The organism is Candidatus Thiodiazotropha sp. AKAK3 (genome assembly GCF_058244645.1).
In genome coordinates this window covers 1-24,839 of sequence record NZ_JBSYOQ010000049.1, presented here as the reverse complement: position 1 = coordinate 24,839, position 24,839 = coordinate 1, and the positions used below count along the sequence as shown (strand labels likewise).

The window sequence follows — 24,839 nt, the reverse complement described above, 5'->3', positions numbered from 1 at the left end:
AATAAAAGGTCAATACATCATTAGATGGGGATAACACTAGCATTTTCAAGGATGGTTATGTATCCTAGCGCCCCTTCAGGAGAGGTGGCAGAGCGGCCGAATGCGGTGGTCTTGAAAACCATTGAGGGTTTGTAGCCCTCCCAGGGTTCGAATCCCTGCCTCTCCGCCATTATATAAAATAATATCTATATAAAACAAAGACTTGCCTGTTTGTTGTTTTTGCCAGTCCCCCAATTAGCCCCCGCAATCAGAGATCTAATAGGCGAAAATAGCCACAGGCACGTAGTATCTCCATAATTCAGTCAGATGTTATTAAGATTCAAGCTTTGTGACTGAGACTCAACTTGTTTTGAGATTTTCCTGGTTGCTATAGCCCATTTCGGTACATGAAGGTCATATAGATCTTCATTAAAATAGAATAAATCCCTGCCCATGGTAATAATAAGTCAGACAATTAAAACAAGTTAGGGCTTAACCATGCCGATTTTCCGTATTGATGAGAAAAAGATTGTTCCAATTCAACGTACGACTTTCGCGGAACAGGGTCTACGTGAGAGATTTGATCTCCAGTTCCTGCTCAAGTCACAGATCGATGTAATCTCACCGGATACGCTCATCGTAGCGGAGGAATTTGGAGCATGGGAGGAGAGTCGGCGACGCATTGATCTATTGGGGGTCGACAAAGGTGGCAACCTGGTGGTGATTGAGCTCAAGCGAACTGAGGACGGCGGTCATATGGATCTACAAGCCATCCGTTACGCTGCAATGATCTCGACCCTGACCTTCGACAGGCTGGTCACAATCTATGCTCAGTATCTCAAAGATAACAATATTGATAAGGATGCGACAGAAACCCTGCTCGAATTTCTTGATTGGAGCGATCCAGATGAGGAGCAATTCGGACAGGAAGTAAAGATCGTACTTGCATCGGCCGAGTTTTCGAAGGAACTTACGACCTCTGTCATGTGGCTGAATGACTACGGGTTGGATATCAGGTGTGTGCGCATGCACCCCTATACCAGCGAAGGTCAGATTTTTCTCGATGTCCAGACGGTTATACCAATTCCTGAAGTTGCTGATTATCAGGTTCGTATACGTGAAAAGAAGCAAAGAGAGCGGGAATCGAGAAACAGCACCCGAGATTTTACCAAGTACGATCTCCAAATAGCTGATCACGAGTATGCAGCTCTGAGTAAACGTTGGCTAATGTTCAGACTGGTTTCGGGTATTTTGGAAAATGGTGGAACCCCTGAAGAGATCATGGAGGCTATTCCCTGGCGCAAGAACAGATTATTCGAGGTTATTGAAGGTACTCTGAGCGGCGACGAGGCCCATGAGATCATTATGCAGAACGATCCTGGTGGCACTATTCCTCGGGCAAAAAGGTACTTCTGTGGCGACGACGAGGTATTTCATGCAGATGGCAAAACCTATGTCTTGAGCAATCAGTGGGGCAGGGGGACATTAGAAGCTGTCGACTCACTAATGAAGGGTTTTCCGAACCTGAATATTAAGATCAGTCCAAGCCAACCACAATAGAGTTCTTTCAAGTTAGGGGTGCATTGATCTACTCTGAGGTATCCACACTGAACTTCTCAGCAAGATATTTAAAAGTATTTTGATCGCGTAGTTTACAAACTACGTTTTGATTGGCAAAAGCACCTTTAAACCACTGGCCATGCTCTTCTGGATAGGTTTTTAACCACTTTACACGGACCAGCCATTCATCATATTGAGGATCTTTTTCCTGCCGCCAGGGATGTTCTTCGGGTAGGTGGTCAGTGATGTTTTTGTTATCAATTTTGTAGTTATTTACGAGTACAGCTTCATCTTCAACGATGCCATAGCCAACATATCCCTTACCCTTGATCAGTGCAAAAATCTTGTCCCCTTTCTTGAGTTTCTTTATGGCATTCATCCAGCGAGGTCCACCACCAGCACTTATGAATTGATATTTTTCATTCAGCTCCCAATCTCGGAAGCTATCGTCTGCTATGCCAGTATTGACGAAATAGTAGCCGGTCCACTTAGATTTTTTTCCTGAAGCTGAGCGCTCTTCAACATCAACAGGGTCCTTAAGCCAGGATCGACCTATATACTCATTGCCATCTTTTTTGAAAATGTTGAAAAATACAGCATTAATATTGACCTTGTGAACTTCGTTGAGGTGCTTAACGATGCGTTCGGTCGAGTCATCGAGAGATTCAGCCACAATCATGATTTGGTAGGAGCTGTTGATCTTTTCCGGTACAGGGGTGTCGAAATATTCTGCAAAATCCTTTTCGAAGCTAGCATTCTTGTAGGCATCATAGATACTTAGAATATCTTTGAAACTTAGGTCATAGACCCAGGTGCCATAATCAAGGCACTGCGCAACAATGTCACGTGGAGTTTTACTCCTTTTCAACTCCATGATAATGAGTTCGCCGTCGCTATTAATCGCCAAAAGGTCGACGAATCCACCATAACTCGTATGTACCTGGCGGCCGATGATCAAAGCATCAATTCCAAGCAATGAGATATCACTCTCGATCCAGTTTTCGAGATGCTTTTCCAAATCGAGTGTAGCTCGGTCCATGGGTAGGAGTTGCTCATGGTCTATCTGCCATAAATCCATCGAAAGTGACATTGATAACTCCAGAAGTTCGTTATGATCACAATAGTTAATCTACAGCATACTTTTGCTCTTCTCAAAGGAATCTGTTGATCTGAGGGTATTTAATTGGGTTTCACCAGGTTCTATGGTTTATTCGCCAATTGATTGCTAAAGTGATATCAGGTATCAGTAACTAATTACCTGCAAACATCAGGCATCGAGGTGGGGATTTTCTGGTGTGTAATAACTCAATCCCTTTAATTACATCATCTATTTGCCTGTTCCTGGTATGAAAGGTATCGACAGAAACTTATTCCCACCATTCTGGGTCATCTTCCCATTCGTATGCATCCTAGGTTCAACTGACAAGGAACAGCTGCTTCCTTTGAACTGAGGATATTGTATGATGCAGATTTTTCAATGGTTCCAGTCTGGGGGGCGATAGCCAATCCTTGTTATATTTTCAAGTCAAAATTAGTAAAAGTTAGTAATTTACCTAACTGGAACTGGCAGACCTACCTATGGTTTCGGCAGACAAGAATAGTGAAAATAGAATAGTCAAATGTATGGCAAATATTTAAAGGGTGGGGTAGTGAGTACCCCGCTATTATCCTGTTGTAGGGTGCTGAGTACAGTACAAAGCTCATATTCCTGCGCTTTTTAATGATTCGCTTATTGTTTGTACTGTAGTGAGTATCCAATAAAGTGATTTATTGGGTACTATGTACCCCGCTATTATTTTCTGAGGCGTACCAATTTTCTTTCATTTTCTCCATTCTTTCATCTTTCAGACGTTGTTTCTCTACACCCTTAGCTAGTGCTAGTTTTACTTCACCTGGAACATCCCGCCTAACAGGGTAATAGTGAGATCGTTTACCCATGGCTCTCCTAATGCACTGACTCTCTTCTTTGATTCCGTGTTTTACGATTTCATTGATAGGAAGATGGCAGAGGGCATAGAGTGTTGGTTTTCGGCCCAATCCTCTTTTTGTTACTTCAATTAGTTTTTCTTGTAATAATTCCCTTTTCGAAGCTTTAAGCGTTTTATCATTCCACTTGAATCTTAGGCATTTATGAGCTGCGCAAAGATTGCCGTTATTAAAACCGTCGAATTGCTGATTCAACTCTATCAGCAGTTGGAATGCTGGTCTGGATAGCTTCCCAACGCGCTCATCATAAAAAAGCGCATCAAGAAGCAATGATCCAGTCCGGTTAGACTTTTTTCTAGTCTTTGGCATATCTATCAGCCTGCATTCGCACCAGCATTTTGTTCGTCGAGCCAAGAATCATGATGTGGTGATTGTATTATTGCCTTAGCTATGACTCTGGTAGATGACTGTAGAGCATCGATAATATCTTGGATGCCTGATAGCTCATCTTCTGATACAAGTCGTAATAACAGGCTTTCTCCTGCCTGCTGAATGGTTTTATGCCAGGATATGCCCTCCCAATCTCCGCCATATGGATGATTGCTCCTTGTTCTCCATTTGCTGACTTGCCAAGAATATGGGGTTAGTTCAATTCTATATTGATCGTTAATGGGTAGATTGACACTCATTCTGCATCACCTTGAAAGTCTCTGTTTATTACACTATGTATTGGCCAGTTTATTTGTGAACTCAACCTTGCAGGAATTGGCGAGTTTTTCGGATTTATATAATATCTACCGGTCTGAATATTTTGGGGATTGCTGCTATCTGAGAAGTGGTGCAGCTTTCCTCTTTCTATTACACCGGGTATTTTCAGGTTTGTGTAAAGGATTGCATCGGAGAAGTAGGAGAGTGTGCCATTCATTGTGTAGCATACTGTTATTCTGATCATGGTGGTCACCCCCTTACTTTGGCGTCTGTTGAATTAGGAACCGAATATCTTCTACCCGCCAAGCGGTGATACGAGGCCCCAGTTTTACCGGTGTTGGAAAGCGGCCGGTTTTTACACCAGCCCACCAAGTGGATTTGCCGATTGGGATAATCGCTGGAATCGGTGGATCAGCTTTCGGATCGCCGATGATTTGTGGAAGTCGGAGGTAACCTGTTTCAGGTAGCTTGTGCATTTTCATCACCTAAATAATCGAACATGGGTTTAAACGACCAACAACAGCTTATGTTGGACGCAGTCGATCAATAGGGGGCATTTGGTAATGCCAACAAAAAAAATGCTTTATTACCATATAGTTATATTAATTATAGCTCTGCAGCTTGGTAATGCTTGGTAATGCTTGGTAATGTTAATTTAATTTAGGTAAACCACCGCCTCAGGTGGTGAGACACAAATAGGCTCTGCCGTTCCGGCGTGCAGAGAGAAAATGGCCTCCCATGAACCGGCAAGTTCTTTAGGAGGCCATTATGAGAGAGTGGCAAAGCCAGGCTCACGTTAAACATTATTGCAAATATCACGTGGTATTTGTGCCGAAGTACCGAAGGAAGTTGATCTACGGGACTTTGAGGAAAGATATCGGTGGCATATTGCGGGAGTTATGCCGCCAGCATGGGGTGGAATTGGTCGAAGGGTATGCGATGAGGGATCATATTCACATGCTGTTGATGATTCCGCCGAAGTTCAGTGTGGCGAATACCATAGGTTTTCTGAAAGGGAAGTCTGCGATACGGATATTCAGAGATTATTTACAGGCGAAGCGGAATTTCACCGGCCGCCATTTTTGGGAGAGAGGGTATTGTATGAGTACTGTCGGTTTAGATGAACAAATGATCCGGGAGTACATAAGGAACCAAGAGCGGGAAGAGAAACGTCAGGAGCAAATGAAATAGACGGGACTTTGACCATAGCCCCCTCTGGGGGTTTTCATAATACTACCCGCTGTGCGGGTAGTAGTTGATTGATGTGATAAGAAAGTATCCGTGACGTTTAAATATCACAAGGGTGTTGTTATCTAGTGGTTTAGTCGCCATCGCCTAGATCGGGATTGTCAGAATAGAGAGGGTCGTTTGGGTCGTAGTCGGAGTCATATTTTTTGAAAAAATCTTGCGCATTTGTTTCGTTGGCTTTTCTTGTGTCGTTATAGGTAGTCGTTCGTTTGAGAGCACGTTGTTTGGCATCCTTATCTTTGGGGATTGATAAATGGAATTGTTGTTTGTTTGATTGGAAGGGATAATCAGATATATCAAAGACTTCTCGAAGTGATTTGGAAAGGCGAGTTATAGCTCGTTTGAAACCAGGCTCTTCAGGATTAGATGTTCCATTTGCCATAGCCATGAATATTTTACCTTGCCGGTTTAACGTGACTTCATTTTTTCTTGTGAGTCCTATTGAGTTGAAAGAAGCAATCGCTTTCTTATCTCTTGCTGAAATACGTAGAACCAAATTATCTGGGTCAATGCGTATGTGAATCTCACGAAATTTCAAAGCAGTCATACACCTAAATATTGCAAAAGGATCAGACGGTTGGACAAGTTTTATACTTTCTTTTTTGTTAGTGGTATTATTTTTATCTGAATCTAAATTCGAATCTAGGCTTGGTTTGTTGGATAACTTATTTATTATTCTATTTTGATTTATGTAACGTTGTTTTGTGATGATATATTCATCAATAGCAAAATAGATATCTTCTTGTTTCAATCTTGAGCGATTGAGAATTCCGCAATGTGATTTTTTAGCCTCGCGATCAATCATTGAATCGAGTTCTGCGTGAAGCTCATTTCCAATAACGCCGTAACGACCTGCTTGCCTTCGAACTATATTCTTGTATCGTTCTGGATCGATATGATTAATTATTGATAGGTATTCACTTTTTGCATCGGTAAAGTACATAATGATTTCTTTGAGTTCTTCACCGTCATTGAGTTGAATATTTAATTTTACTAATATTGAATGAGTGACTTCCCATACAGTTTCAGGCCATTCGTTAGCCACAACTTCGGCGTAGGAAGTTATATCCTGAAATGTCTCTAAAGCTGCTTTTACAAATACTCGACCGATTTGTTCGGGGCGGGTGCTTACCGATGTACTGGCATTCAACTTGGAATAGGCTGCTTGATTTGTACTAATCCATTTCTTCTCTTGCATCTGCTGAAGATGCCGTAATTTTCGAAATATAAGGCTTCGGGCATCTTTCGGAAGTGACCGAACAGCTTCACTGGTTTGTGTTTGATTTGGCATACAGGCTTTATCTCACCATCCTGGGTTGCCAATAGTAAGCACTACATGTTGTGGAAGGGTCTGTAGAGGCGCTGTTCTGGTTATGTAGCTGCTCATCTGGTCTAGCCGAGTTAATCGATCTTTTGGATTATATGGGATGTTGCAGTACATTACAGTACTTTTACGGTACGTAACCAAGGGATCTATGGCCAGCGCCAAGACCGCCACATTGACATTTTGCATCACTCCCGGTTTGAAAGAGGTACTATGCTTCGCCTAGAAGCAAGCGCACCGTTCTATCACCTCTATGATTGAGGTGCTGATCTGTGGCTATTGCGGACTAAATGGCACGGTAACCTCGGAACAACAGAACCTGTCTAAATAAGAAGTTAATCAATGAAATTGAAGTTAACCCTATCCCGCTTAGAAAACCTGCTCCTCACCGCCTGTGACGACCTGCGTGGCAGCATGGACGCCAGCGAGTACAAGGAGTACATCTTCGGCATGCTGTTCCTTAAGCGGGCCAGTGATCTGTTCGATCAGCGCCAGGCCGAGATCCGCAAAGACAAAGCTGAGCAGGGGATGAGTCCCGAGGATATTGAGCTAGAGCTGAACGACCCCGACAACTACTCCGGCAAATATTTCTACGTGCCGCCCCGCGCTCGTTGGAGCCAGGGCTGGGAGGAGGAGATCGTTGAGGAGGGGGAGAAAAAAAACCTCCAACGCCCGGCCCTGAAGCACACCAAGGAAAACGTCGGCACCACCCTCAACAAGGCGCTCGCGGCCATCGAGGAGGCGAACACGGATGCCCTGCAGGATGTGCTCTCCGGCATCAACTTCAACAAGAAGATCGGCCAGCGGACCCTCGATGACGACACCCTGGCCGATTTCGTGCAGAACTTCGAAAAAATTCCTTTGCACGATGATGATTTCGAGTTCCCCGACCTGCTCGGCGCGGCCTATGAGTGGCTGATCAAGTTCTTCGCCGACTCCGCCGGCAAGAAGGCCGGCGAGTTCTACACTCCCGCCGAGGTGGTGCGCATCTGCGTCGAGATCTGCGACCCGGAAGAGGGCATGGCCGTCTACGATCCCACGGTGGGTTCCGGCGGCATGCTCATCCAGATGCGCGACTATCTGCGCGAGAAGGGCGGCAGCGCCGATGAACTGGCCCTCTACGGCCAGGAGAAGATCGGCACCACCTGGTCCATCTGCAAGATGAACATGCTGCTGCACGGCATCTCCCACGCCGATATCCGCCAGGAAGACACCCTCCGCGAACCGCAGCACCTGGCCGATAACAACGAGCTGAAGCGCTTCGACCGCGTGGTCGCCAATCCCCCCTTCAGCCAGAACTACATCAAGAAAGACCTCAAATTCCCCGGCCGCTTCCCGGTGATGATGCCGGAGAAGGGCAAGAAGGCCGATCTCATGTTCGTGCAGCACATGCTCGCCGTGCTCAAGCATGACGGACGGCTGGCCAGCGTGATGCCCCACGGCGTGCTGTTCCGTGGCGGCGAGGAGCGGGAGGCGCGTAAGCACTTCATCGACCACGGTCTTCTCGAAGCCATCATCGGGCTGCCGAGCAACCTGTTCTACGGCACCGGCATCCCCGCTTGCATCCTGGTGCTGAACAAATCCGGCAGCGCCCAGCGCGAGCATGTGCTGTTCATCAACGCCGACCGGGAATACCGCGAGGGCAAGGCGCAGAACCACCTGCGCCCGGAAGACATCGACAAAATCATCAACGCCTATCGCAAGAGCGGCGACATCCCGGCCTACGCCCGCCGTGTGCCGCGCGAGGAGATCATCGCCGAGGAGTACAACTGCAACATTCGCCGTTACGTGGACAACGCCCCACCGCCCGAGCCCCAGGACGTGCGCGCCCACCTGCACGGCGGCGTACCGCGCGTTGAGGTCGAAAGCCTGGGCCACTACTGGAGCAACTACCCGCAATTGCGGGAAGACGCCTTCGTCGATCGTGACGAGCACTATCTGGATTTCGCCCCGGTGCTCGAAGGCAAACGCGACATTGCGGAGTTTGTAGCGACGCATCAAAGCGTCACCACCCGCCACCAGCAGTTCATGCAGACCCTGGAAACCTGGTGGCGGCAGAACCAGCCCATTGTCGAGGCGCTGGCGCCGGATGCCGAAAATCAAGAGGGCCGCCCGCGTAATGTCTACGTGATGCGCAGCAGCCTGCTCGCCAGCATCGAACAGGCCCTGAGTGACCAGACCCTGCTCACCCCCTTCCAGGTGCGTGGTGCCTTCGCCAACTACGTGGACCAGCTCAAGGCCGACTTCAAATCCATCGCCGCCAGCGGCTGGGGGCCTGAGCTGATCCCGGACGAAGAGATTCTGCAAAGCCAGTTCCCCGATGTGCTTGAAGAGCAGGAACAGGCTCAGACCCGACTGGCCGAACTGCAAGTCCTGTTCGCCGCCGCCGATGAAGAAGAGTTCGAAGACAGCGAAGATACCGGTGTGCTGCCCGGTAATGAGGTGAAAAGCCGTAAGGAGGAGTTGAAGGAAAAGGCAGCTGGCTGGAAGGTCCAGCTCAAGGAGACCAAGAGCCTAGCCAGCAACCTCTTCACCGAACTCAAGGCGGCGGACAGACTGCCCAAGGGCGCGAAGAAAGGGTACTACTGCGGCGAAGGCTTAACCGCCAAGGACGCCCGGTTCGAAAATGGTCAGCGCATCATCGAGCTTGCCCAACAGCAGGGCCACGCCAGCGACTACATCGAACCCCTGCAACAAGCCATGCAACAAGGCCGTCTGGCCTATGACCGCGCCGCCGCCATCGCCACCAGTCTGGAGCGCCACAAGGCCCTGGAAGACGAGGTGAAGGCCCTCAAGGCCACCATCAAAAGCATCGAGAACAAACGCGACGATCTGGTGCAGAGCGCCCGGGAAAAGATCAGTACCGACCAGGCCCGCACCGTCATCGTCGAGCGACTGCGAAAGTTATTGATGAATACCTACCGGGCCTATCTGCGCGCCGATCAGCGGGGCTGCATCAAGGCCATAGAAAACCTGTGGGGTAAATATGCAGTGACCGCCAAGACCATTGAGGCGGAGCGGGATGCGGCTTCGGTGCAGTTGCAGGCGTTTTTGGTGGAGCTAGGTTATGCGTGAACTACGTCAGAAGAATCTCCGTGAGTATTCAGGGTTTACATTCACGCCGTCTAGCTGGTCTGAGGTGACCATTAGCGAAATATGTCAACTAGGTCGAGGCAGGGTGATCAGCCAAGAGGAAATCAATAAGAGTCCAGGGCCTTTCCCCGTGTTTTCCTCTCAAACTCGGAATGATGGTCGTATGGGGAGAATCTCAACTTATGACTTTTCAGGGGATTATGTGACATGGACGACGGACGGTGAAAACGCTGGAACAGTGTTTTTCCGATCCGGTAAATTTAATTGTACAAATGTATGTGGAACTTTACTTCCTAAGGAAAATGATAGAGTTGATGCTCGGTTTTTAGCGTATCACCTGAATCGAGTTGCCAAGCGTTATGTATCATACATTGGTAATCCTAAATTGATGAATGGAGTTATGGCATCAATAGGCCTTGCTTTACCTCCAGTAAAAATTCAAGCACGAATATCAGCAGTACTCCAAGCGGTCGACCAAGCCATCGAAAAAACCGAAGCGCTGATTGAAAAATACCAGCAGATCAAAGCGGGGCTGATGCACGACCTCTTTACCCGCGGCATCGGCCCCGACGGCAAACTCCGCCCACCCCGCGAACAAGCCCCGGAGCTGTATCAGCAAACCCCGATTGGGTGGATTCCGAAGGAGTGGATTGCAGATGATTTCGGTGTCAACGTGGAAGTAATTGATCCAAACCCGAGTCATCGATATCCCCCAGAGGTAGATATCGGGTACCCAATTTGCTCAACCGAGAATTTCGAGGGCGAGGATGGTTTCAATTTAGATAAATCTAAGCGAGTTCCAGAGTCCACTTTTCAAGCTCAATACATCCGATGTCAGTTCAAGCCAGTTGATGTGGTGTTTGCACGCAAAGGAAAAATCGGAATGGCAAGACGCTACGGTTCAGAAGATAAAGTGTTTAGTCACACCGTTGTGCTCATGAAACCAAAAAGCCATTCGACAGACCCTTTGTGGCTCTTATGGTTAGCTAGATCTTATTGGTTTTTAGGTGGGATTGAAGTCACTATGAATACCAACTCTGGTGTCCCTACACTCGGAGTAGAGTTCATCAAATCAATACTTGTTCCATTTCCTCAACCTGAAGAGCAGCGATTGATGGCGAGAAAACTCGATTTAGCAGCTCTAAGAGTTGCGATTGAGGTGCAGCGGAAAGAAAAACTATCCAAACAAAAAACCGGCCTAATGCACGACCTCCTAACCGGCAAAGTCCAGGTCAACTCCGACCCGCCCGAGACCAGTCATGTCCAGTAATCCCATAGTGAAACCTTTGGTTCGCATAAAATGCTATCAATGCTATCAATGCTATCATCTTGTCAGATGGAGCATCTTAGCGAGGTGAACGGAGATGGCTAATCTATTGGTACGCAATATCGACGACAGCATTGCCAGTGCCCTGAAGCTACGCGCCAGCCAGCACGGTATCAGTGCCGAGGAGGAACACCGGCGCATACTGGATCAGGCGCTGCTGCACCCCAGAAAAAAGGCGTTTATTGATGTGTTGGGTGAAATTTCCGCCGTGGGTCGGGATGATGATTTTGTGCGTGTGCAGGATGAGGCGGCGCCGGATCTGTTTGACTGATGTATCTGCTCGATACCCATGTCATCAGCGAACTGCGTAAAAAACCGCGGGCGAATGCCGGTGTGTTGCATTTTTTCAGGCAACTGGCTGAGCAGCAGGCGCAGGCCTATCTGAGTGTTATTACCCTGGGTGAGCTGCGTCGTGGCGTTGAGTTGATTCGCCATCGGTCAGGGTTAGTAGGAGCTGATGTGGTAAAGAATGTAACTAATTGTATTAAAAGCATTTGTAGAGAATTACAACTGGTAGTGTAAACTAATCGCCCATGGTCAACCGATACACGAACCTGAATCCTGAGAAGGCGCTAATCTGGCGTATCGTGCACCGAGACAACCTGCCGTGGATTTGGGAGAATGGCCTGCACTGCGGAAACAGTCCGGTGAGTTCCCCGGATTGGGTGAACATCGGTAATCCAGAACTGACTAACAAACGCGCGGTGCACCCGGTGCCTCTGGCCCCTGGTGGGGTCCTGAATGATTACGTGCCGTTCTATTTCACCCCTTTCTCGGTGATGATGAAGAATATCCATTCCGGCTGGGGCGGGATTGATCAGCGCGTCAATGAGGAGATCGTGATCCTCGTCTCATCGCTGCCGCATTTGCGGGATCGGGGCATACCGTTTTTGTTTACCGATATGCACGCCTACTACCAGTGGGCCAATTATTTTAATGACTTATCGGATCTGGATAAGATTGACTGGGCCATTCTGCAAGGGCGGGATTTCAAGCGTGATCCTGATGATCCGGCTAAATTTGAACGCTACCAGGCGGAGGCGCTGGTCTATCAACACTGTCCAATTGATGGATTGCAGGGCGTAGTGTGCTACACAAAGAGTATGAAGCAACAAATCGAGCAGCAATTGGCGGACTGTGGGCTGTCACTGTCCGTGCATGTGCGAGCTAAGTGGTATTTTCAATGATCAAATACACGCAAGGTAATCTATTGGAAAACAACGCGGAAGCGTTGGTCAATACGGTGAATACGGTCGGTGTGATGGGTAAGGGCATCGCGCTGATGTTCAAGGAGCGCTTCCCTAAGAATATGCTGGCCTATGCTCAGGCCTGTAAGCAGAAACAGGTGCGGACAGGGAAGATGTTCGTTACCGAAACCGATGAGCTGATGGGCCCTAAATGGGTGGTGAATTTCCCTACCAAACGCCATTGGCGCCACCCTTCCAAGCTGGAGTGGATCGAGGAGGGGCTGGAAGATTTAAGGTCTTTCATCCTGGAGCATGGCGTGAAGTCCATTGCCATTCCTCCACTGGGCGCGGGTAATGGCCACCTGGAGTGGCCATTGGTCAAGCGGGAGATTGAAGCGCGTCTCGGTGATATGGAGGGTGTAGAAATTATTGTCTACGAGCCCACGCCTAAGTACCAGAATGTGGTGAAGAAGAAGGGCGTGCAAAAGCTTACTCCCGCTCGCTCATTGGTTGCTGAGCTGGTGCGTCGCTACTGGATTTTGGGCATGGAGTGCAGTTTGTTGGAGATCCAAAAGCTGGCGTGGTTTTTAGAGCGTGTCATCGAATCCGAGGCGATTGAGAATCCATTGGATCTCAGGTTCGAAGCAAACAATTATGGCCCTTATGCGGATCGCCTGCGCCACCTTCTGGATGCGTTGGATGGGAGCTACCTCAAGAGCGAGAAGCGGATCAACGACTCAGATCCGTCTGATGTGATCTGGTTTGATGATTCCAAGAAAGAGCGGATACAGGCTTTTCTAAAAAGCGAGTCGAGTGACTACCTGCCTGCACTGGAAAAGACATCGGCTATTATCGATGGTTTTGAGTCACCCTATGGCATGGAGTTACTGGCCACGGTGGATTGGCTGATTGCGAGGGAAAAGTGCGAGCCGTCGATTGAAGCTGTCATGGAAGGTATGCGCCACTGGCCTGCGGGTGAACGTTGGGCGGCGCGCAAGGTGAAGCTCTTTGATAAGCGCTCTATTGGGTTCGCCCTGGAGCGGTTGCAATGCGCGGATCTAGATGACTGAATACACGGAAGTTGAACAACCCTTCCTGCGGCAGCTGCAATCCCTGGGCTGGGAGGCTATCGACCAGGGATCGGACATTCCCTCTGACCCTGCCAAGAGCCTGCGCCTGAGCTTCCGCCAGTGGATTCTGCCAGAGGTGTTCGCCCGGTCCGTCGCTGCCATCAACACCACCAACGAGGGGCAGCCTTGGCTCACTGAGCGGCAGATCCAGGATTTGCAGGAGCAGATCCTGCGCCAGCCCAACCGCACCCTGCTGGAGGCCAACGAGGCGATCCAGAAGCTACTCTTCAAGGCCCAGGTGGATGTGAATGAGGTCACCGGCGAGCAGGACCCGGTGGTGAAGTTGATCGACTTTGCCAACCCCGAGAGCAACCACTTTCTCGCCATCAACCAGTTCCGTATCGAAACGCCGGGTTGCGTGAAGCAGTTCATTATTCCCGACATCGTGCTGTTCGTGAACGGCATCCCGCTGATGGTGGTGGAGTGCAAGAAGGGTGGGCCGAACTGCGCCAATCCCATGCAGGAGGCCTATGTGCAGTTGCGGCGCTATATGAATCAGCGCAAGGCCACGGCACAACAGGGTTTGAAAGAGGGCGAGCCACGCCTGTTCCATTGCAATCTCCTACTCATACGCACCACCGGGGTGGAGGCGGATTACGGTACCATCACCTCCGGCGAGGAGCACTTCTACCCCTGGAAGACTCAGTGGCCCCAACCTGATATCGGGCCGGATGAGAGCGCCGAGGGAATGAATCAACAGCAGCAATTGATCAACGGCATGCTCAACAGGGCCAATCTGTTGAGCATTTTGCGTAGCGCCTCGGTGTTCATGGATACGGACGGCGGACCGCGCATCAAGGTGGTGTGCCGCTATCAGCAGTTCCGCGCGGCGAACAAGATCGTGCAGCGTCTGAGGACCGGGCAGACGGTGGAAGCGCGTAGCGGTGTAGTCTGGCATACCCAGGGCTCGGGCAAGAGCCTGACCATGGTCTTCGTGGCGCGTATGTTGCGGATCTCCAAAGACCTGAATGACTATAAGATTCTTTTGATCAATGACCGGGTGGATCTGGAGGATCAACTGGCCGGGACCGCCACCCTGATCGGTGGTCGGGTGCACACCATCGATAGCCGCAAGGCCCTGCGTGATCAGCTCGCCAGCGACAGCTCCGATATCAATATGGTGATGGTGCATAAATTCCAGCAGCGTGACGAGAGCCTGCCGCTGAAGGTGGCCGAGGCGCTGGGGACCTATCAGGCCATGCCTGGGGGGCAGCGCTTCGGTGTGGTCAACGCCTCTGATCGCATTGTGCTGATGATCGACGAGGCCCACCGCACCCAAAGCTCGGACCTGGGCGACAACATCTTCGAGGCCTTCCCCAATGCTGCGCGTATAGCCTTTACCGGTACGCCGCTATTGTCGGAGCGTCACGGTGAGAAGAAGACCTACAAGCGCTTCGGTGAGTACATCGATACCTATCGGCTGATGGATGCGGTAGAGGATGGCACTACCTTACAGATCCTCTACGAGGGCCGCACCGCCGATGCGGCGTTGAGCGACAAGCACGGCTTTGAAACCCAGTTCGAGAATCTGTTCAAGAACCGCACGGATGAAGAGCTGTTGGCGATCAAGAAGAAATATGGCGCCACCGGCGACCTGCTGGAGGCGGAACAACGCATCGCCGCCATTGCCCGTGACCTGGTGCGCCATTATCTGGATAACATCTTCCCTAACGGCTTCAAGGCGCAGGTGGTGTGCCACTCCAAGCTGGCTGCGGTGCGCTATCAACAGGCCATCCACGCGGCGTTGGCTGAGATGATCGCCGCTAAGGAGGCCGAGGCGAAACCGGATCTGGATGAGATCGCCCGGCTGAGATTCCTCAAGGCGGCGGTGGTGATCTCCAGTGACGGCACCAATGAGGCGGCCTATATTACTGAGGCACGAAAGCAGGCCCGCGCCTGGAACGCAGTGGACAACTTCTGCAAGCCCTTCGCCTTCGATGATCCGGATCAACCCTACTCTGGCATCGCTTTCCTCGTAGTGTGTGACATGCTGCTTACGGGCTTTGATGCACCCATCGAGCAGGTGATGTACATCGACAAGATCATCCGCGAACACACCTTGCTGCAGGCTATTGCCCGTACCAATCGGGTGAAGAAGGGCAAACACCGTGGCTACATCGTGGATTACATTGGCCTGACCGAAAACCTGATTGACGCGCTGACCATTTATGCAGCAAGTGACGAGTTACAGGAGCTGACTGATGGCTTGAAAAGCATTGCGAGCGAAGTGCCAGTGCTGGAGGAACGCTACCAGCGTCTGCTGCAGCTGTTCGCGGAGCACAAGGTGAGCAAGGTGCGCGAGTTTGTTGAGGGGAAGCTGGCCTCGGTTGAGGAAGACGCGGCGGTGGTGCATGAAGCCGTGAAACTGTTGAAAGACGAAAAGATCCGCGCCGACTTCGATGTCTACCTCAAGAAGTTTCTCACCAGCCTGGACATCATCCTGCCCCACCAGGCCGCCCATGCCTACCGGGTGCCGGCACGGCGTTTTGGTTACATCCTCAGTGTCGCCAAGCAGCGCTATAAAGACGACACCCTGAACTTCGGTGATGCGGGGCAGAAGGTGCGTGACCTGATCAATGAGCACCTGATCAGCCTGGGAATCAATCCCAAGGTGCCGCCGGTGGAGTTGCTGTCTGAAGAGTTCGTCGCACAGCTCAATCAACACGCGGCGGGTAATGCTGAAGCCAAGGCCAGTGAGATGGAGCACGCCATCCGTAAACATTGTACGGTGCACCATGATGAAGACCCGGCCTTTTACAAGAGCTTGTCAGAGAAGGTTGAACAACTGATCGACCAGCATCAGGACCAATGGGATCTGCTGGCGGAGGAGCTGGAAAAGCTGCGAAGCGAGGCCATCGAAGGGCGGCGGCAGGGTGAGGAGGGCATGAGCCGAGAGGCGACGACCTTCTTCCAGCACATCGCCAACGAGGCCTTTGAAAGTGGTGAAGTGCCCGCCGAGGCCAAGCCTGCCATGAAGAAGCTGATGGAATCGGTGGTGGAGCGATTGCAGGAGAGCATCGGCAGCATTGATTACTGGAACAACAGCGATAAGCAGAAGAAGACCCGCAGTGAGATCAAGACAGCGCTTACCCTGACAGGCATATCCGAACTTAAGCGCAAGCGCGAGCGTATCGCCATCGAGATTATGAAGCTGGCCAAGAACCGCCACGACGAACTGCTCAATGGTTCGGATGGAGGGGATCGCTAATGGCGGCACGTCGCATACGGGATATTGAATACAAGCTGCTGCCAGGCAGCCCGCGCAAGACCACCGACATCGTGATCGAGCGTGATGGCCAGGTCACCGTGCGTCCGCCTGCCGACTACACACCGGAGCAGGTAGACGCGGTGGTGGAGAGTAAGCGCATGTGGATCTACCGTAACCTAGCAGAATGGAAAGACCTCAACACTAGCGCCGTAGTGAGGGAATGGGTTAATGGGGAAACATTTTTATATCTCGGCAGTGCTTATCGCTTATCTTTAGTCTCCGACCAGTCGTGCGATTTGCTGTTGAAAGATGGACGTTTTTGTTTAGACCGCAGCGTGATTGAACAAGGTAGTATTGCTGCCGCCAAACAGGCCTTTGAAAAGTACTATGGTGATAAGGGGCGGCAACGGTTTACTGAGCGTGTAAATTTCTATACTCCTAAGGTTGGTGTAACAGTAACTGGCATCACAGTAAAAGAGATGGGTTATCGCTGGGCCAGTTGCGGTAAGAACGGAGTCCTTAATTTTCATTGGAAGTGCATGATGGCACCACCTAAAATCATCAACTACATCGTGGTCCATGAACTTTGTCATTTCCATCATCGTAACCATACCGATGCTTTTTGGAATGAGGTGGACAAGGTGATGCCAGATTATCGAGAGAGAAAGGAGTGGTTACGCAAGCACGGCGCTGGCTTGGATATTTAGAATGTCTTAGATAAATATAACATAATTGAAGGTCGATATGATTCTGCTGCAAGCTGATAACATTAAGTTATGACAAGCTTTGCACCTACTGAAATTGTGAGATGTCCGGCATGTGATGCCTTGGCTAAGCGGTTGAGTTTTGCCAGCATCAACCTTTCTGGCGGGCTATTTCCAGCAACATTTCAGGCTATAGCACGGGGTGATGTTTGTTGTCCACGTTGTGGAGCTGAATTTAATGCAACGTCATTAACGGCTATTGCTCGATTAGATGCACCATGGAAATGTGGAGTATGGGCTGGTATTCCTGAATTGCGACCTTGATCAATGTTTAAGTTTAGTTGTATTTCATAGCTGGGATTGGATTTTAGAGATAATGAGGGTTAAGTGAAGTTAGGGTGTGGGAGCTAACGGCCAGAAGCAGAAGTGCGCATGGACTGGAATTACTTTTCTAAATATGCACATAGCGGACTATTAGCTGAGTAATAGTGACATGCCATCAAAACCGGAGCAGGTAGTCTTTTTTTTCTCGATGCGGCCTGATTACTCATTGGTTTCCCACAAAAATGCAAATATCGACTCTATCACGACAACCTGAAGATCTATAACGAGATAGCAGGAAGCTAAGTCATTGTAATTCAGTTAATTAAAATGTTATATAGAGATCTCACTATAAATGTATAACAAGACGCGGGGTCTCGTTAATAAAGATGTTAGGCTTATAAATAATGACCTATAGAAGATATGAGTAACTTCGAGATATTTGCACATGGAGAATCATTTATACCAAATGATTACTTATCTTCTACTAAATTGAAAATTGATAGAATTTGGCATAAAGGTGAAGCTGGTCATGATCACCCAAGTTCAAGTGGCGTAGCAATACAACTTGGTAATGGCTATGAATTGAATGTTTTTGAACAAGAGCGAATAGCAATAGATTACTTAACCAAGTATAACGATGAATTAAAAGAGCTTGGTTATTATTCAGGAGTAAATACTTTCATTCTTGGTCTTCAGTATCATTTAAAAATAGATGAAAGCATTACTGGTTTTTGCATGGGGCCTACAAAGGAATTAATGGAATGTGCATTACGAGTTGGAATAGAACCAACATTCTATGTAACTCTGGAACATGAGTGTGAATATGAAGTTTAGTCGCCTAACCATGGGTTGCGCCCAACGCTCACTATCGCTCTCGACGGGTGAACCCGGTAGTTATACCTAAAAAGATGCAAACACTCTTATCTAGTTCAGTCACAGTATCCGACTACAGAGGCTTTGTAGAAAAACAGGATAAGGAAAAAATTATTGAGTTTCTAAAAGAACGTTTTTCAGAGCGTTACATTGAGCCAATGAGAGTTGAGCAAGACAAGAAAAATGGATTCACAATAATGGCAGTTTCGTGTCTAATGATTGAATCTATGGAGTCCTTCTACCAAGGTTGGAATGATTCAAACAACAAAAGCCAACAAGCCTTTTGCAACTTTTTCGATAGAAATGCGAATTTTTTATTTATAAAAGGGTATAGCCAAGAATTTTACAAAAGTGTTCGTTGTGGAATTTTACATCAGGGTGAAACAACTAAAGGTTGGCATATACGTCGCGACGGAAAGATATTAAATAAGAAAACGAAAACTATAAATGCCACAAAGTTTCACGATGAGGTAGAAAAGTCGTTGTTTAACTATTGTGACTCCCTCCATGAAGAGGCATGGAATAGTGATTTATGGAAAAGGTTTAGACGTAAAATGAAAGTAGTATGCAAAGGCTGTGAGGGCTAAAAGGGTATAAAAATGTATAAAGAGACAAGGGGTCTCTTTAATATAGCTGTTATGTTTAAAGAGGCAAGGATGAGAGTACTGTTAATAATTTTGACTATGTTCTACGCAAGTTCGAGCTGGTCTCAAAATCTTCCAGAGCATGCATCAAAAAGCCTCTACGGTAGCGGTTGGAAATGTGATCGCGGATATTACAAATCTGGAGAGAAATGCTTGAAGGTTCAAGTTCCTGAAAATGCAGGTATTGATGTTTACGGTAGTGGCTGGAAGTGCAATCGAGGTTATTACAAATCCGACAATAAATGCGTAAAGGTTCAAGTTCCTGAAAATTCAGGCATTGATGTTTACGGTAGTGGCTGGAAGTGTAATCGAGGTTATTACAAATCCGGCAATAAATGCGTAAAGGTTCAAGTTCCTGAAAATGCAAGCATTGATATATATGGCAGTGGCTGGAAGTGTAACAGAGGCTTCAAGAGAGCAGGCAGCTCATGTAAGGCCATGACGCAGCAAGAGTTCCAGAGGCAAAAAGAGCTAGAAAAAGCGGCAATTGCCGAAATGCAGCGCCGAAGAACCCAAGGGGTAAGCGGAGATGACTGTGAAACAGAGTACAAAACAAATGCCGAAGTTTGTGTTGAAATTACTGGCGGTGATATCGATTGTAACGAAAGCTATTCTGGTAATTATTATAACGACTGTGACGTTTCGGTTAGCTATAAAGTAAACACCGATTACAACGGCGGCGCATATCTGGATGTTGAAGTCGAATGTACAGTTGAAATTGAATATAAAGGCAGAAATACTTATTCCACTCAATCAGACTCAAGTTATGAAGATGAGTCTCACGATTTATATGCGCACGATAGTGATAGCGAAACTCTAAACTTCAACTTTTCATTTGGGTCTTATCAAGAGATCACGAGCGCAAATATAAGCAGTGCGGAGTGCGAAATTGATAGCGTGGATTTGTACTAAACATAACAAGGCGCTGCTGTCGGACAAATTTTTTGCTATGAGGTTCCCTAAGAAAAGTTGACATCCTTTTTAAATAGAGAGGCGCGGCGTCAAATGACAAGAAAACATTCAATCGATATAAAGATCAAGGTGGTATTGAAAGCCAGTAGACCAGGAGTACTGGTGTTGCGACTGGTTCCGGCCAAAAGCTGACCTGTGTCAGGGAAGGTGTTATAAACCCCGAATACTGCGAAAGCTACCGTACCGTTAATAGGCTAAACTAACTGGGGCAAAATATAAGCAATGAACTAGGCCGGACAAGGTGGGGTAAACTCAGAAAGGTTATTTTAGCTGAGCAGGATAATGAGTGTGCATGCTGTGGCTCAAAGAATAAATCTCAATGTCATGAGGTATGGGAATTCAATGATGAGACAGGTGTACAGACACTAAAAGCCTTTCAGGCAACCTGCAGTCTTTCTTATCTTGGTTCCTATTTCGGATTGGCTCAGAAACTAGCCACTCAGGGACATGCTTATATTGATAATATTGTTGGTCAATTTTTGAAGGTAAATGGTATTTCAGTTGAGCAGTTTAGAGAGCTCCTTTCGGAGGCGGTAACTATATTCGAAAAGCGTTGTGAGATTGAATGGAGTCAGGATTTCGCTGATTATACCTCGTTATTGTGAAAGGTTTAACTCTAGTGTAAATAGAGAGGATACACGCGCAAAACTGATCGGTGAGGTGATCAAGACTAAATGTCGTCAGCTGCTTCATACGTTGTCTAAAAGAAAGCTCGGAGCAACGTGAAGACTTGAAGTGCTAAGTAAATGGCTGCCCCAGTTTATTCCGTATCAGAAAAAAGAGGATATAGCGAAGGAAAGCGCAACAATGCAACGCCTTTGGGAGAAGCGCGAGAGTCAGCTTGAAAGAATTACTATCTATGCATCTTTATCAGGCTTTTTGATTTTGGAGTACACAATGACAGACTACGATGACTATCCAGAAATTGGTGATGAAAGAGATGGACGTATTTTACTTTGTCATGGTAATGATCAACCAGAAGAGTTGATTGGTTGGCTAGAACCAATATGGAAAGACTTTAGTGAACTCCAGAACCTATCATGGGATTTTAATATACAGCTGCGATCAAAAAAACATAAGAAAAATATAGATAGCTTCAATGATTTGTTTTCACTTGCGGGCATCGAAACAGAGAGTGGTTTTTGGGAAGGGTCATTGGTTAGTGGACACTATATTTGGTGTTGGGTTGATGTGAATAAAGAGGAAGATGCTATTGCAAAGCTTAATGAAATCTTGTCTACATTGAGCGAGTCGATTAAAAGTAAAATCAAGTCTAAAGCCATTAAGGAACTAAAAGAAATCGATGATTTGGATGAATTTATCGAACGTATAACGGTTTCTTCTGGATCGGATCAGCGTTTAAAGAAGTTGCAAGATGAGAACGAACGTTTAAGTAATGAATTGACAAAAAAACATGAAAATAATATTGATTTATCGTGTATTGAAATACTCTCAGCTCTTTTTACAAAGTCATTCAAGAGAGTTGTTGCTGGACCCATAGTGCTATGGGAAGACGGTAATGTTTTTGTGATCACCTCTATTGGAGGTGTGGAAATACCAACCGGGACATCAGTAAGTTTACTCTATGAAACACTAAAAGAGGCTGATTATCCATTTATTGCTGCTGAAGAGTGCACTAGTATAAGAAGTCCGCATACAGGACGTAGATATTATCATAAAGTCTCGTCCGGTTTGTCAGGTTGGGAAAAAGTCTGGTACCAAAAAAAAATTACGGGAAGAGTATTTAAGAGTGATACCCCTGAAAATACCGAAAAAGTGAATTCGATATACAAGATCCTTTCATCGTAAAAATAACTGTAGATAATTCGGGAAACTCTGAGATTAAGTTTAGTAGAGATCGTTCTGAGTAATTATTGATAGATTAGTCAGCTTTTTTGGGAGAAAGTGTAATTTTGTATCAGCAATAAATTTCTCGAGGTAATTCGCCCATGCCTGTATCATCTTACGATATTTTAAAAAAACAAGTCACCACGCCGATAAGCAGCTTCAACCTTATTCTTGATGGTATGGGCTATCTATATAAACATTAAGGGGAGATTCTATCCTTATTAAGTCTAAAGTAGATTATTGGTCCTTGTTCAAATATTTTTCGATTGATATTGAGTAAATATCTTTTAGCTTGCTTCCATCATGATCGCCGACATTGGAGCGAATGTAATCACGGAGATATTTTTTTCGCCATGGTTGAGTCCATGAGTCGAAATCCTGATCAATTGTCCATTCAATTGGGGTTTTCTTCATGCCTAATTGATGATCTTTATTATTCCGGTCCAAGGCAAATGCTATGGACTTTCGATATTGTGCGGTTTCGTCGACGCCCAGTGCAGGCCATGTAAGCCAATAGTTTGGTGCGGCAGAAAAGAAAATGTCCATTAAGTCAGTGCAGTTGAGCATAATTAACTCATCTAGAATTTCCTCAATATCCTTACCTGAAAGGTTAACTAATCGATCTTCCAGTGTCTCGCACTCCCAATCTTGAGGGCGATAATCACTGGTGTGAGCAAAATTCTTAAGGCCATTGTAGATGGCATCAATCAATTGCTGTCTATTAGCCAGTACCTTTATGTAAGGATGACCTCCATAATTGTCATCAATGGTAATATATACGTTGTCATTCAGACAGTTGACGGCCCGTAAGCCTTTTTCGGTACCTTCTTCATCAATTGAAAAAGCACACATCTCGACATCAGTTAAAATTGCCTCCATCCAATGTATAAGTGAAGGAATTGGATCATAAACATCAGACATTCTGATTTTGACAGATTGCTCTACTACTGATATGTCCATGAAGAGCCAGTATCTATCTTGGGAAAAGCTGACGGATACAGTTTCAGGCTTGGGTCCTTGGATTATATATCCCATGTATGTGGTTCCCTGTTTTGTTCAGTTGTTTCAGTTTATTGAAGTGTCTGTTTAGGAGTAAATAGGTAATCAGCCCACTCTTGCATCATCTTTCGACGTTTTTCAAAAAGGTCTCCGCGTCGATAAGCAGCTTCTACCTTGTTTTTGATGGCATGAGCCAGTGCCATTTCCGCCACATCTCTTGGAAAGCTGGAGATTTCACCTGACCAGTCTCGAAAACTGGACCGAAAGCCATGGGGTACATACCCACCACGGTTGCCATTTACTCCATAACCCATGCCGCGCATCAGTTGCAGCAACGCCATATTGGATAGGGGGCGGCCATGGCGAGACCCAGGGAAGAGGTAGGGATTACCTTCGGGGCGGGTTAATGCCGCCAGAATGTTTAATGCTGCATCGGAGAGTGGTACACGGTGTTCGCGTCTGGTTTTCATCCTTTCAGCTGGGATGGTCCAGATACCTTTATCCAGGTCGATTTCAATCCATTTGGCCTGTAGCACCTCACTGGTGCGTGTGGCGGTGAGAATCAGAAACTGCAGGGCGAGGGCTGATGTGCTGCCATTTGCTGCCAACTCCATCATGAGGTCGGGAACATCGGAGTAGGGCATTGCCGGGTGATGGGAGACCTTCTTCACCCGTGAGGGTTTGGCGAGTAATTTGTCCAGGTGCCCTCTCCAACGTGCTGGATTCAGATGATCCCGGTACTTGTGCGCCGCAGCAAAGTCCAGGATGTTTTCGATCCGGCCTTGAAGTCGTTTAGCAGTTTCGGTTTTGGTGGTCCAGATCGGCTGGAGGATTTTCAGGATATCTTCGGTGGTGATGGCATCCACTTTTTTTGTTCCGATTTCCGGTCGAGCATAGGTTTTGAGGGTGCTCACCCACTGTCTTGCATGTTTGGCGTTCTTCCAGCCACGACGATGAGCCCTTATATAACGGGCGGCACAGGTAGTGAAAGTGGGGATTTCCACCTGTTCGATGCGCCTCGCCTCAATGGGGTCTACCCCTTTTGTCACCAGTTTGCGGTAATCGGAAGCGTCGTTCCTGGCCTCGCCCAGCTTTACGTCCGGGTAACTGCCCAATCCCATCTCCCGGCGCTTACCGTTGATGGTGAAGCGTAACACCCACTTCTTTGCACCAGCATTGGAAACCACCAGTTTAAGACCACCACCGTCATCATATTTACCTGGTCCTGCATTCTTTACTTTGGCAGGGCTGAGTTTGTGAATTGCCAAGTCTCTGTCCTCGGTTTTGGTTGGTGATATATCGGGCGGTCCCCCAATTGGTCCCCCAATTAATTTGGACTTAAACAGATCCTGTTGGACTTAGGAGTATACTAACTGATTGATATATAATCAAAACGTGGGCGTTACTGGATTGTGCTGGACTCTAAATCAGCGGACTGCCTCTCCGCCAAACAAAAAAGGGTGCTCATTCGAGCACCCTTTTTTGTTTGGCGGCGAAGCAGGATTTGATTCGAACCCTTCGTTCGAAAGGAACGCAGTGACGCAGACGCCGCAGCGCAGCGAAGGCGCCCCGAAGGGGTGAGCCTGCGCAGCAGGTGAATCAATCCCTGCCCATCAGCTGGCACCAAACCCCTCGCGTAACCACGAGCACCCTTTTTTGTTTGGCGGCGAAGCAGGATTTGATTCGAACCCTTCGTTCGAAAGGTACGTAGGATGCGGTGAGCTGTGCGAACCGCATCATTGATGTTCATGAACCACCGCGCTCTGTTATTGATGCGGTTCGCAC

The 24,839-nt window shown here is 47.6% G+C and carries 22 protein-coding genes and 1 tRNA gene; 15 read left to right on the top strand and 8 right to left on the bottom strand.

The genetic code is table 11. The features are described 5' to 3' along the window. Positions 1 to 78 precede the first annotated feature (78 nt). Positions 79 to 169 (top strand) — tRNA-Ser (locus AC4IE7_RS09925). Positions 170 to 477: 308 nt separating this feature from the next. Further along, positions 478 to 1,539, top strand: a complete 1,062-nt coding sequence (locus AC4IE7_RS09920; protein WP_490776677.1) for a hypothetical protein — start codon at positions 478 to 480, stop codon at positions 1,537 to 1,539. A gap of 28 nt (positions 1,540 to 1,567) precedes the next feature. On the opposite strand, the gene AC4IE7_RS09915 is transcribed toward AC4IE7_RS09920, so the two are convergent. The 5 genes from AC4IE7_RS09915 to AC4IE7_RS09895 all read right to left on the bottom strand — a co-directional run bounded on the left by AC4IE7_RS09915 (position 1,568) and on the right by AC4IE7_RS09895 (position 4,649). Then, complete coding sequence (locus tag AC4IE7_RS09915; protein WP_490776676.1) at positions 1,568 to 2,629, bottom strand: DUF8606 domain-containing protein; 1,062 nt, start codon at positions 2,627 to 2,629, stop codon at positions 1,568 to 1,570. Positions 2,630 to 3,306: 677 nt separating this feature from the next. Continuing rightward, the gene (locus AC4IE7_RS09910; RefSeq protein WP_490776675.1) at positions 3,307 to 3,834 is read right to left on the bottom strand and encodes a hypothetical protein; all 528 of its coding nucleotides are present in this window, start codon (positions 3,832 to 3,834) and stop codon (positions 3,307 to 3,309) included. A gap of 5 nt (positions 3,835 to 3,839) precedes the next feature. Beyond that, positions 3,840 to 4,154, bottom strand: a complete 315-nt coding sequence (locus AC4IE7_RS09905) for a hypothetical protein (protein ID WP_490776674.1) — start codon at positions 4,152 to 4,154, stop codon at positions 3,840 to 3,842. Continuing rightward, positions 4,151 to 4,417, bottom strand: a complete 267-nt coding sequence (locus AC4IE7_RS09900) for a hypothetical protein (protein WP_490776673.1) — start codon at positions 4,415 to 4,417, stop codon at positions 4,151 to 4,153. Before AC4IE7_RS09900 ends, AC4IE7_RS09905 begins: the two co-directional genes overlap by 4 nt. A 13-nt stretch (positions 4,418 to 4,430) precedes the next feature. Then, entirely contained in the window at positions 4,431 to 4,649 is a 219-nt protein-coding gene (locus tag AC4IE7_RS09895) for a helix-turn-helix transcriptional regulator (protein ID WP_490776672.1), read from the bottom strand. Positions 4,650 to 4,941: 292 nt separating this feature from the next. Between AC4IE7_RS09895 and tnpA the strand changes: the two genes are divergently transcribed. Continuing rightward, positions 4,942 to 5,364: an IS200/IS605 family transposase gene (tnpA, locus tag AC4IE7_RS09890; protein WP_490776671.1), complete on the top strand. Its 423-nt coding sequence runs from the start codon at positions 4,942 to 4,944 to the stop codon at positions 5,362 to 5,364. 130 nt (positions 5,365 to 5,494) lie between these two features. On the opposite strand, the gene AC4IE7_RS09885 is transcribed toward tnpA, so the two are convergent. Continuing rightward, positions 5,495 to 6,712, bottom strand: coding sequence for a hypothetical protein (locus AC4IE7_RS09885; protein WP_490776670.1), 1,218 nt, complete (start codon positions 6,710 to 6,712; stop codon positions 5,495 to 5,497). A 375-nt stretch (positions 6,713 to 7,087) separates the two neighbouring features. Here AC4IE7_RS09885 and AC4IE7_RS09880 point away from each other — a divergent pair, with 375 nt between their 5' ends. From AC4IE7_RS09880 to AC4IE7_RS09825, 12 genes are all read left to right on the top strand, one after another. After that, on the top strand, positions 7,088 to 9,820 hold the full coding sequence (locus tag AC4IE7_RS09880; RefSeq protein ID WP_490776669.1) for a type I restriction-modification system subunit M: 2,733 nt from the start codon (positions 7,088 to 7,090) through the stop codon (positions 9,818 to 9,820). After that, positions 9,813 to 11,108, top strand: a complete 1,296-nt coding sequence (locus AC4IE7_RS09875) for a restriction endonuclease subunit S (protein WP_490776668.1) — start codon at positions 9,813 to 9,815, stop codon at positions 11,106 to 11,108. The genes AC4IE7_RS09880 and AC4IE7_RS09875 overlap by 8 nt, the downstream gene beginning before the upstream one ends. 94 nt (positions 11,109 to 11,202) lie before the next feature. Beyond that, entirely contained in the window at positions 11,203 to 11,436 is a 234-nt protein-coding gene (locus AC4IE7_RS09870) for a FitA-like ribbon-helix-helix domain-containing protein (RefSeq protein ID WP_490776667.1), read from the top strand. Beyond that, entirely contained in the window at positions 11,436 to 11,687 is a 252-nt protein-coding gene (locus AC4IE7_RS09865) for a PIN domain-containing protein (RefSeq protein WP_490776666.1), read from the top strand. The genes AC4IE7_RS09870 and AC4IE7_RS09865 overlap by 1 nt, the downstream gene beginning before the upstream one ends. An 11-nt stretch (positions 11,688 to 11,698) precedes the next feature. After that, on the top strand, positions 11,699 to 12,352 hold the full coding sequence (gene darT, locus AC4IE7_RS09860; protein WP_490776665.1) for a type II toxin-antitoxin system toxin DNA ADP-ribosyl transferase DarT: 654 nt from the start codon (positions 11,699 to 11,701) through the stop codon (positions 12,350 to 12,352). Further along, entirely contained in the window at positions 12,349 to 13,422 is a 1,074-nt protein-coding gene (gene darG / locus AC4IE7_RS09855; RefSeq protein ID WP_490776664.1) for a type II toxin-antitoxin system antitoxin DNA ADP-ribosyl glycohydrolase DarG, read from the top strand. Before darT ends, darG begins: the two co-directional genes overlap by 4 nt. After that, entirely contained in the window at positions 13,415 to 16,690 is a 3,276-nt protein-coding gene (locus tag AC4IE7_RS09850; protein ID WP_490776663.1) for a type I restriction endonuclease subunit R, read from the top strand. Before darG ends, AC4IE7_RS09850 begins: the two co-directional genes overlap by 8 nt. Then, positions 16,690 to 17,397, top strand: a complete 708-nt coding sequence (locus AC4IE7_RS09845) for a M48 family metallopeptidase (RefSeq protein ID WP_490776662.1) — start codon at positions 16,690 to 16,692, stop codon at positions 17,395 to 17,397. The genes AC4IE7_RS09850 and AC4IE7_RS09845 overlap by 1 nt, the downstream gene beginning before the upstream one ends. Positions 17,398 to 18,138: 741 nt before the next feature. After that, positions 18,139 to 18,552 carry a hypothetical protein gene (locus AC4IE7_RS09840; RefSeq protein WP_490776661.1) on the top strand — a complete coding sequence of 138 codons (414 nt, stop codon included), beginning with the start codon at positions 18,139 to 18,141 and terminating at the stop codon, positions 18,550 to 18,552. Between the two features lie 74 nt (positions 18,553 to 18,626). After that, on the top strand, positions 18,627 to 19,178 hold the full coding sequence (locus AC4IE7_RS09835; RefSeq protein WP_490776660.1) for a hypothetical protein: 552 nt from the start codon (positions 18,627 to 18,629) through the stop codon (positions 19,176 to 19,178). A gap of 12 nt (positions 19,179 to 19,190) precedes the next feature. Next, on the top strand, positions 19,191 to 20,147 hold the full coding sequence (locus tag AC4IE7_RS09830) for a hypothetical protein (RefSeq protein WP_490776659.1): 957 nt from the start codon (positions 19,191 to 19,193) through the stop codon (positions 20,145 to 20,147). A 795-nt stretch (positions 20,148 to 20,942) separates the two neighbouring features. Continuing rightward, a complete protein-coding gene (locus AC4IE7_RS09825; RefSeq protein WP_490776658.1) occupies positions 20,943 to 22,016 on the top strand; it encodes a hypothetical protein in 1,074 nt (357 codons plus the stop codon). Positions 22,017 to 22,292: 276 nt separating this feature from the next. Here AC4IE7_RS09825 and AC4IE7_RS09820 read toward each other — a convergent pair whose 3' ends face one another. Both AC4IE7_RS09820 and AC4IE7_RS09815 read right to left on the bottom strand, forming a co-directional pair. Further along, a complete protein-coding gene (locus AC4IE7_RS09820) occupies positions 22,293 to 23,090 on the bottom strand; it encodes a hypothetical protein (protein WP_490776657.1) in 798 nt (265 codons plus the stop codon). Positions 23,091 to 23,125: 35 nt separating this feature from the next. After that, positions 23,126 to 24,322 carry a tyrosine-type recombinase/integrase gene (locus AC4IE7_RS09815; protein WP_490776656.1) on the bottom strand — a complete coding sequence of 399 codons (1,197 nt, stop codon included), beginning with the start codon at positions 24,320 to 24,322 and terminating at the stop codon, positions 23,126 to 23,128. Positions 24,323 to 24,839 lie beyond the last annotated feature (517 nt).

Coding starts and splice junctions, on each gene's coding strand:
- AC4IE7_RS09920 (WP_490776677.1), top strand. CDS start 478: ATGCCGATTTTCCGTATTGATGAGAAAAAGATTGTTCCAATTCAACGT.
- AC4IE7_RS09915 (WP_490776676.1), bottom strand. CDS start 2,629: ATGTCACTTTCGATGGATTTATGGCAGATAGACCATGAGCAACTCCTA.
- AC4IE7_RS09910 (WP_490776675.1), bottom strand. CDS start 3,834: ATGCCAAAGACTAGAAAAAAGTCTAACCGGACTGGATCATTGCTTCTT.
- AC4IE7_RS09905 (WP_490776674.1), bottom strand. CDS start 4,154: ATGAGTGTCAATCTACCCATTAACGATCAATATAGAATTGAACTAACC.
- AC4IE7_RS09900 (WP_490776673.1), bottom strand. CDS start 4,417: ATGATCAGAATAACAGTATGCTACACAATGAATGGCACACTCTCCTAC.
- AC4IE7_RS09895 (WP_490776672.1), bottom strand. CDS start 4,649: ATGCACAAGCTACCTGAAACAGGTTACCTCCGACTTCCACAAATCATC.
- tnpA (WP_490776671.1), top strand. CDS start 4,942: ATGAGAGAGTGGCAAAGCCAGGCTCACGTTAAACATTATTGCAAATAT.
- AC4IE7_RS09885 (WP_490776670.1), bottom strand. CDS start 6,712: ATGCCAAATCAAACACAAACCAGTGAAGCTGTTCGGTCACTTCCGAAA.
- AC4IE7_RS09880 (WP_490776669.1), top strand. CDS start 7,088: ATGAAATTGAAGTTAACCCTATCCCGCTTAGAAAACCTGCTCCTCACC.
- AC4IE7_RS09875 (WP_490776668.1), top strand. CDS start 9,813: ATGCGTGAACTACGTCAGAAGAATCTCCGTGAGTATTCAGGGTTTACA.
- AC4IE7_RS09870 (WP_490776667.1), top strand. CDS start 11,203: ATGGCTAATCTATTGGTACGCAATATCGACGACAGCATTGCCAGTGCC.
- AC4IE7_RS09865 (WP_490776666.1), top strand. CDS start 11,436: ATGTATCTGCTCGATACCCATGTCATCAGCGAACTGCGTAAAAAACCG.
- darT (WP_490776665.1), top strand. CDS start 11,699: ATGGTCAACCGATACACGAACCTGAATCCTGAGAAGGCGCTAATCTGG.
- darG (WP_490776664.1), top strand. CDS start 12,349: ATGATCAAATACACGCAAGGTAATCTATTGGAAAACAACGCGGAAGCG.
- AC4IE7_RS09850 (WP_490776663.1), top strand. CDS start 13,415: ATGACTGAATACACGGAAGTTGAACAACCCTTCCTGCGGCAGCTGCAA.
- AC4IE7_RS09845 (WP_490776662.1), top strand. CDS start 16,690: ATGGCGGCACGTCGCATACGGGATATTGAATACAAGCTGCTGCCAGGC.
- AC4IE7_RS09840 (WP_490776661.1), top strand. CDS start 18,139: ATGAGTAACTTCGAGATATTTGCACATGGAGAATCATTTATACCAAAT.
- AC4IE7_RS09835 (WP_490776660.1), top strand. CDS start 18,627: ATGCAAACACTCTTATCTAGTTCAGTCACAGTATCCGACTACAGAGGC.
- AC4IE7_RS09830 (WP_490776659.1), top strand. CDS start 19,191: ATGTATAAAGAGACAAGGGGTCTCTTTAATATAGCTGTTATGTTTAAA.
- AC4IE7_RS09820 (WP_490776657.1), bottom strand. CDS start 23,090: ATGGGATATATAATCCAAGGACCCAAGCCTGAAACTGTATCCGTCAGC.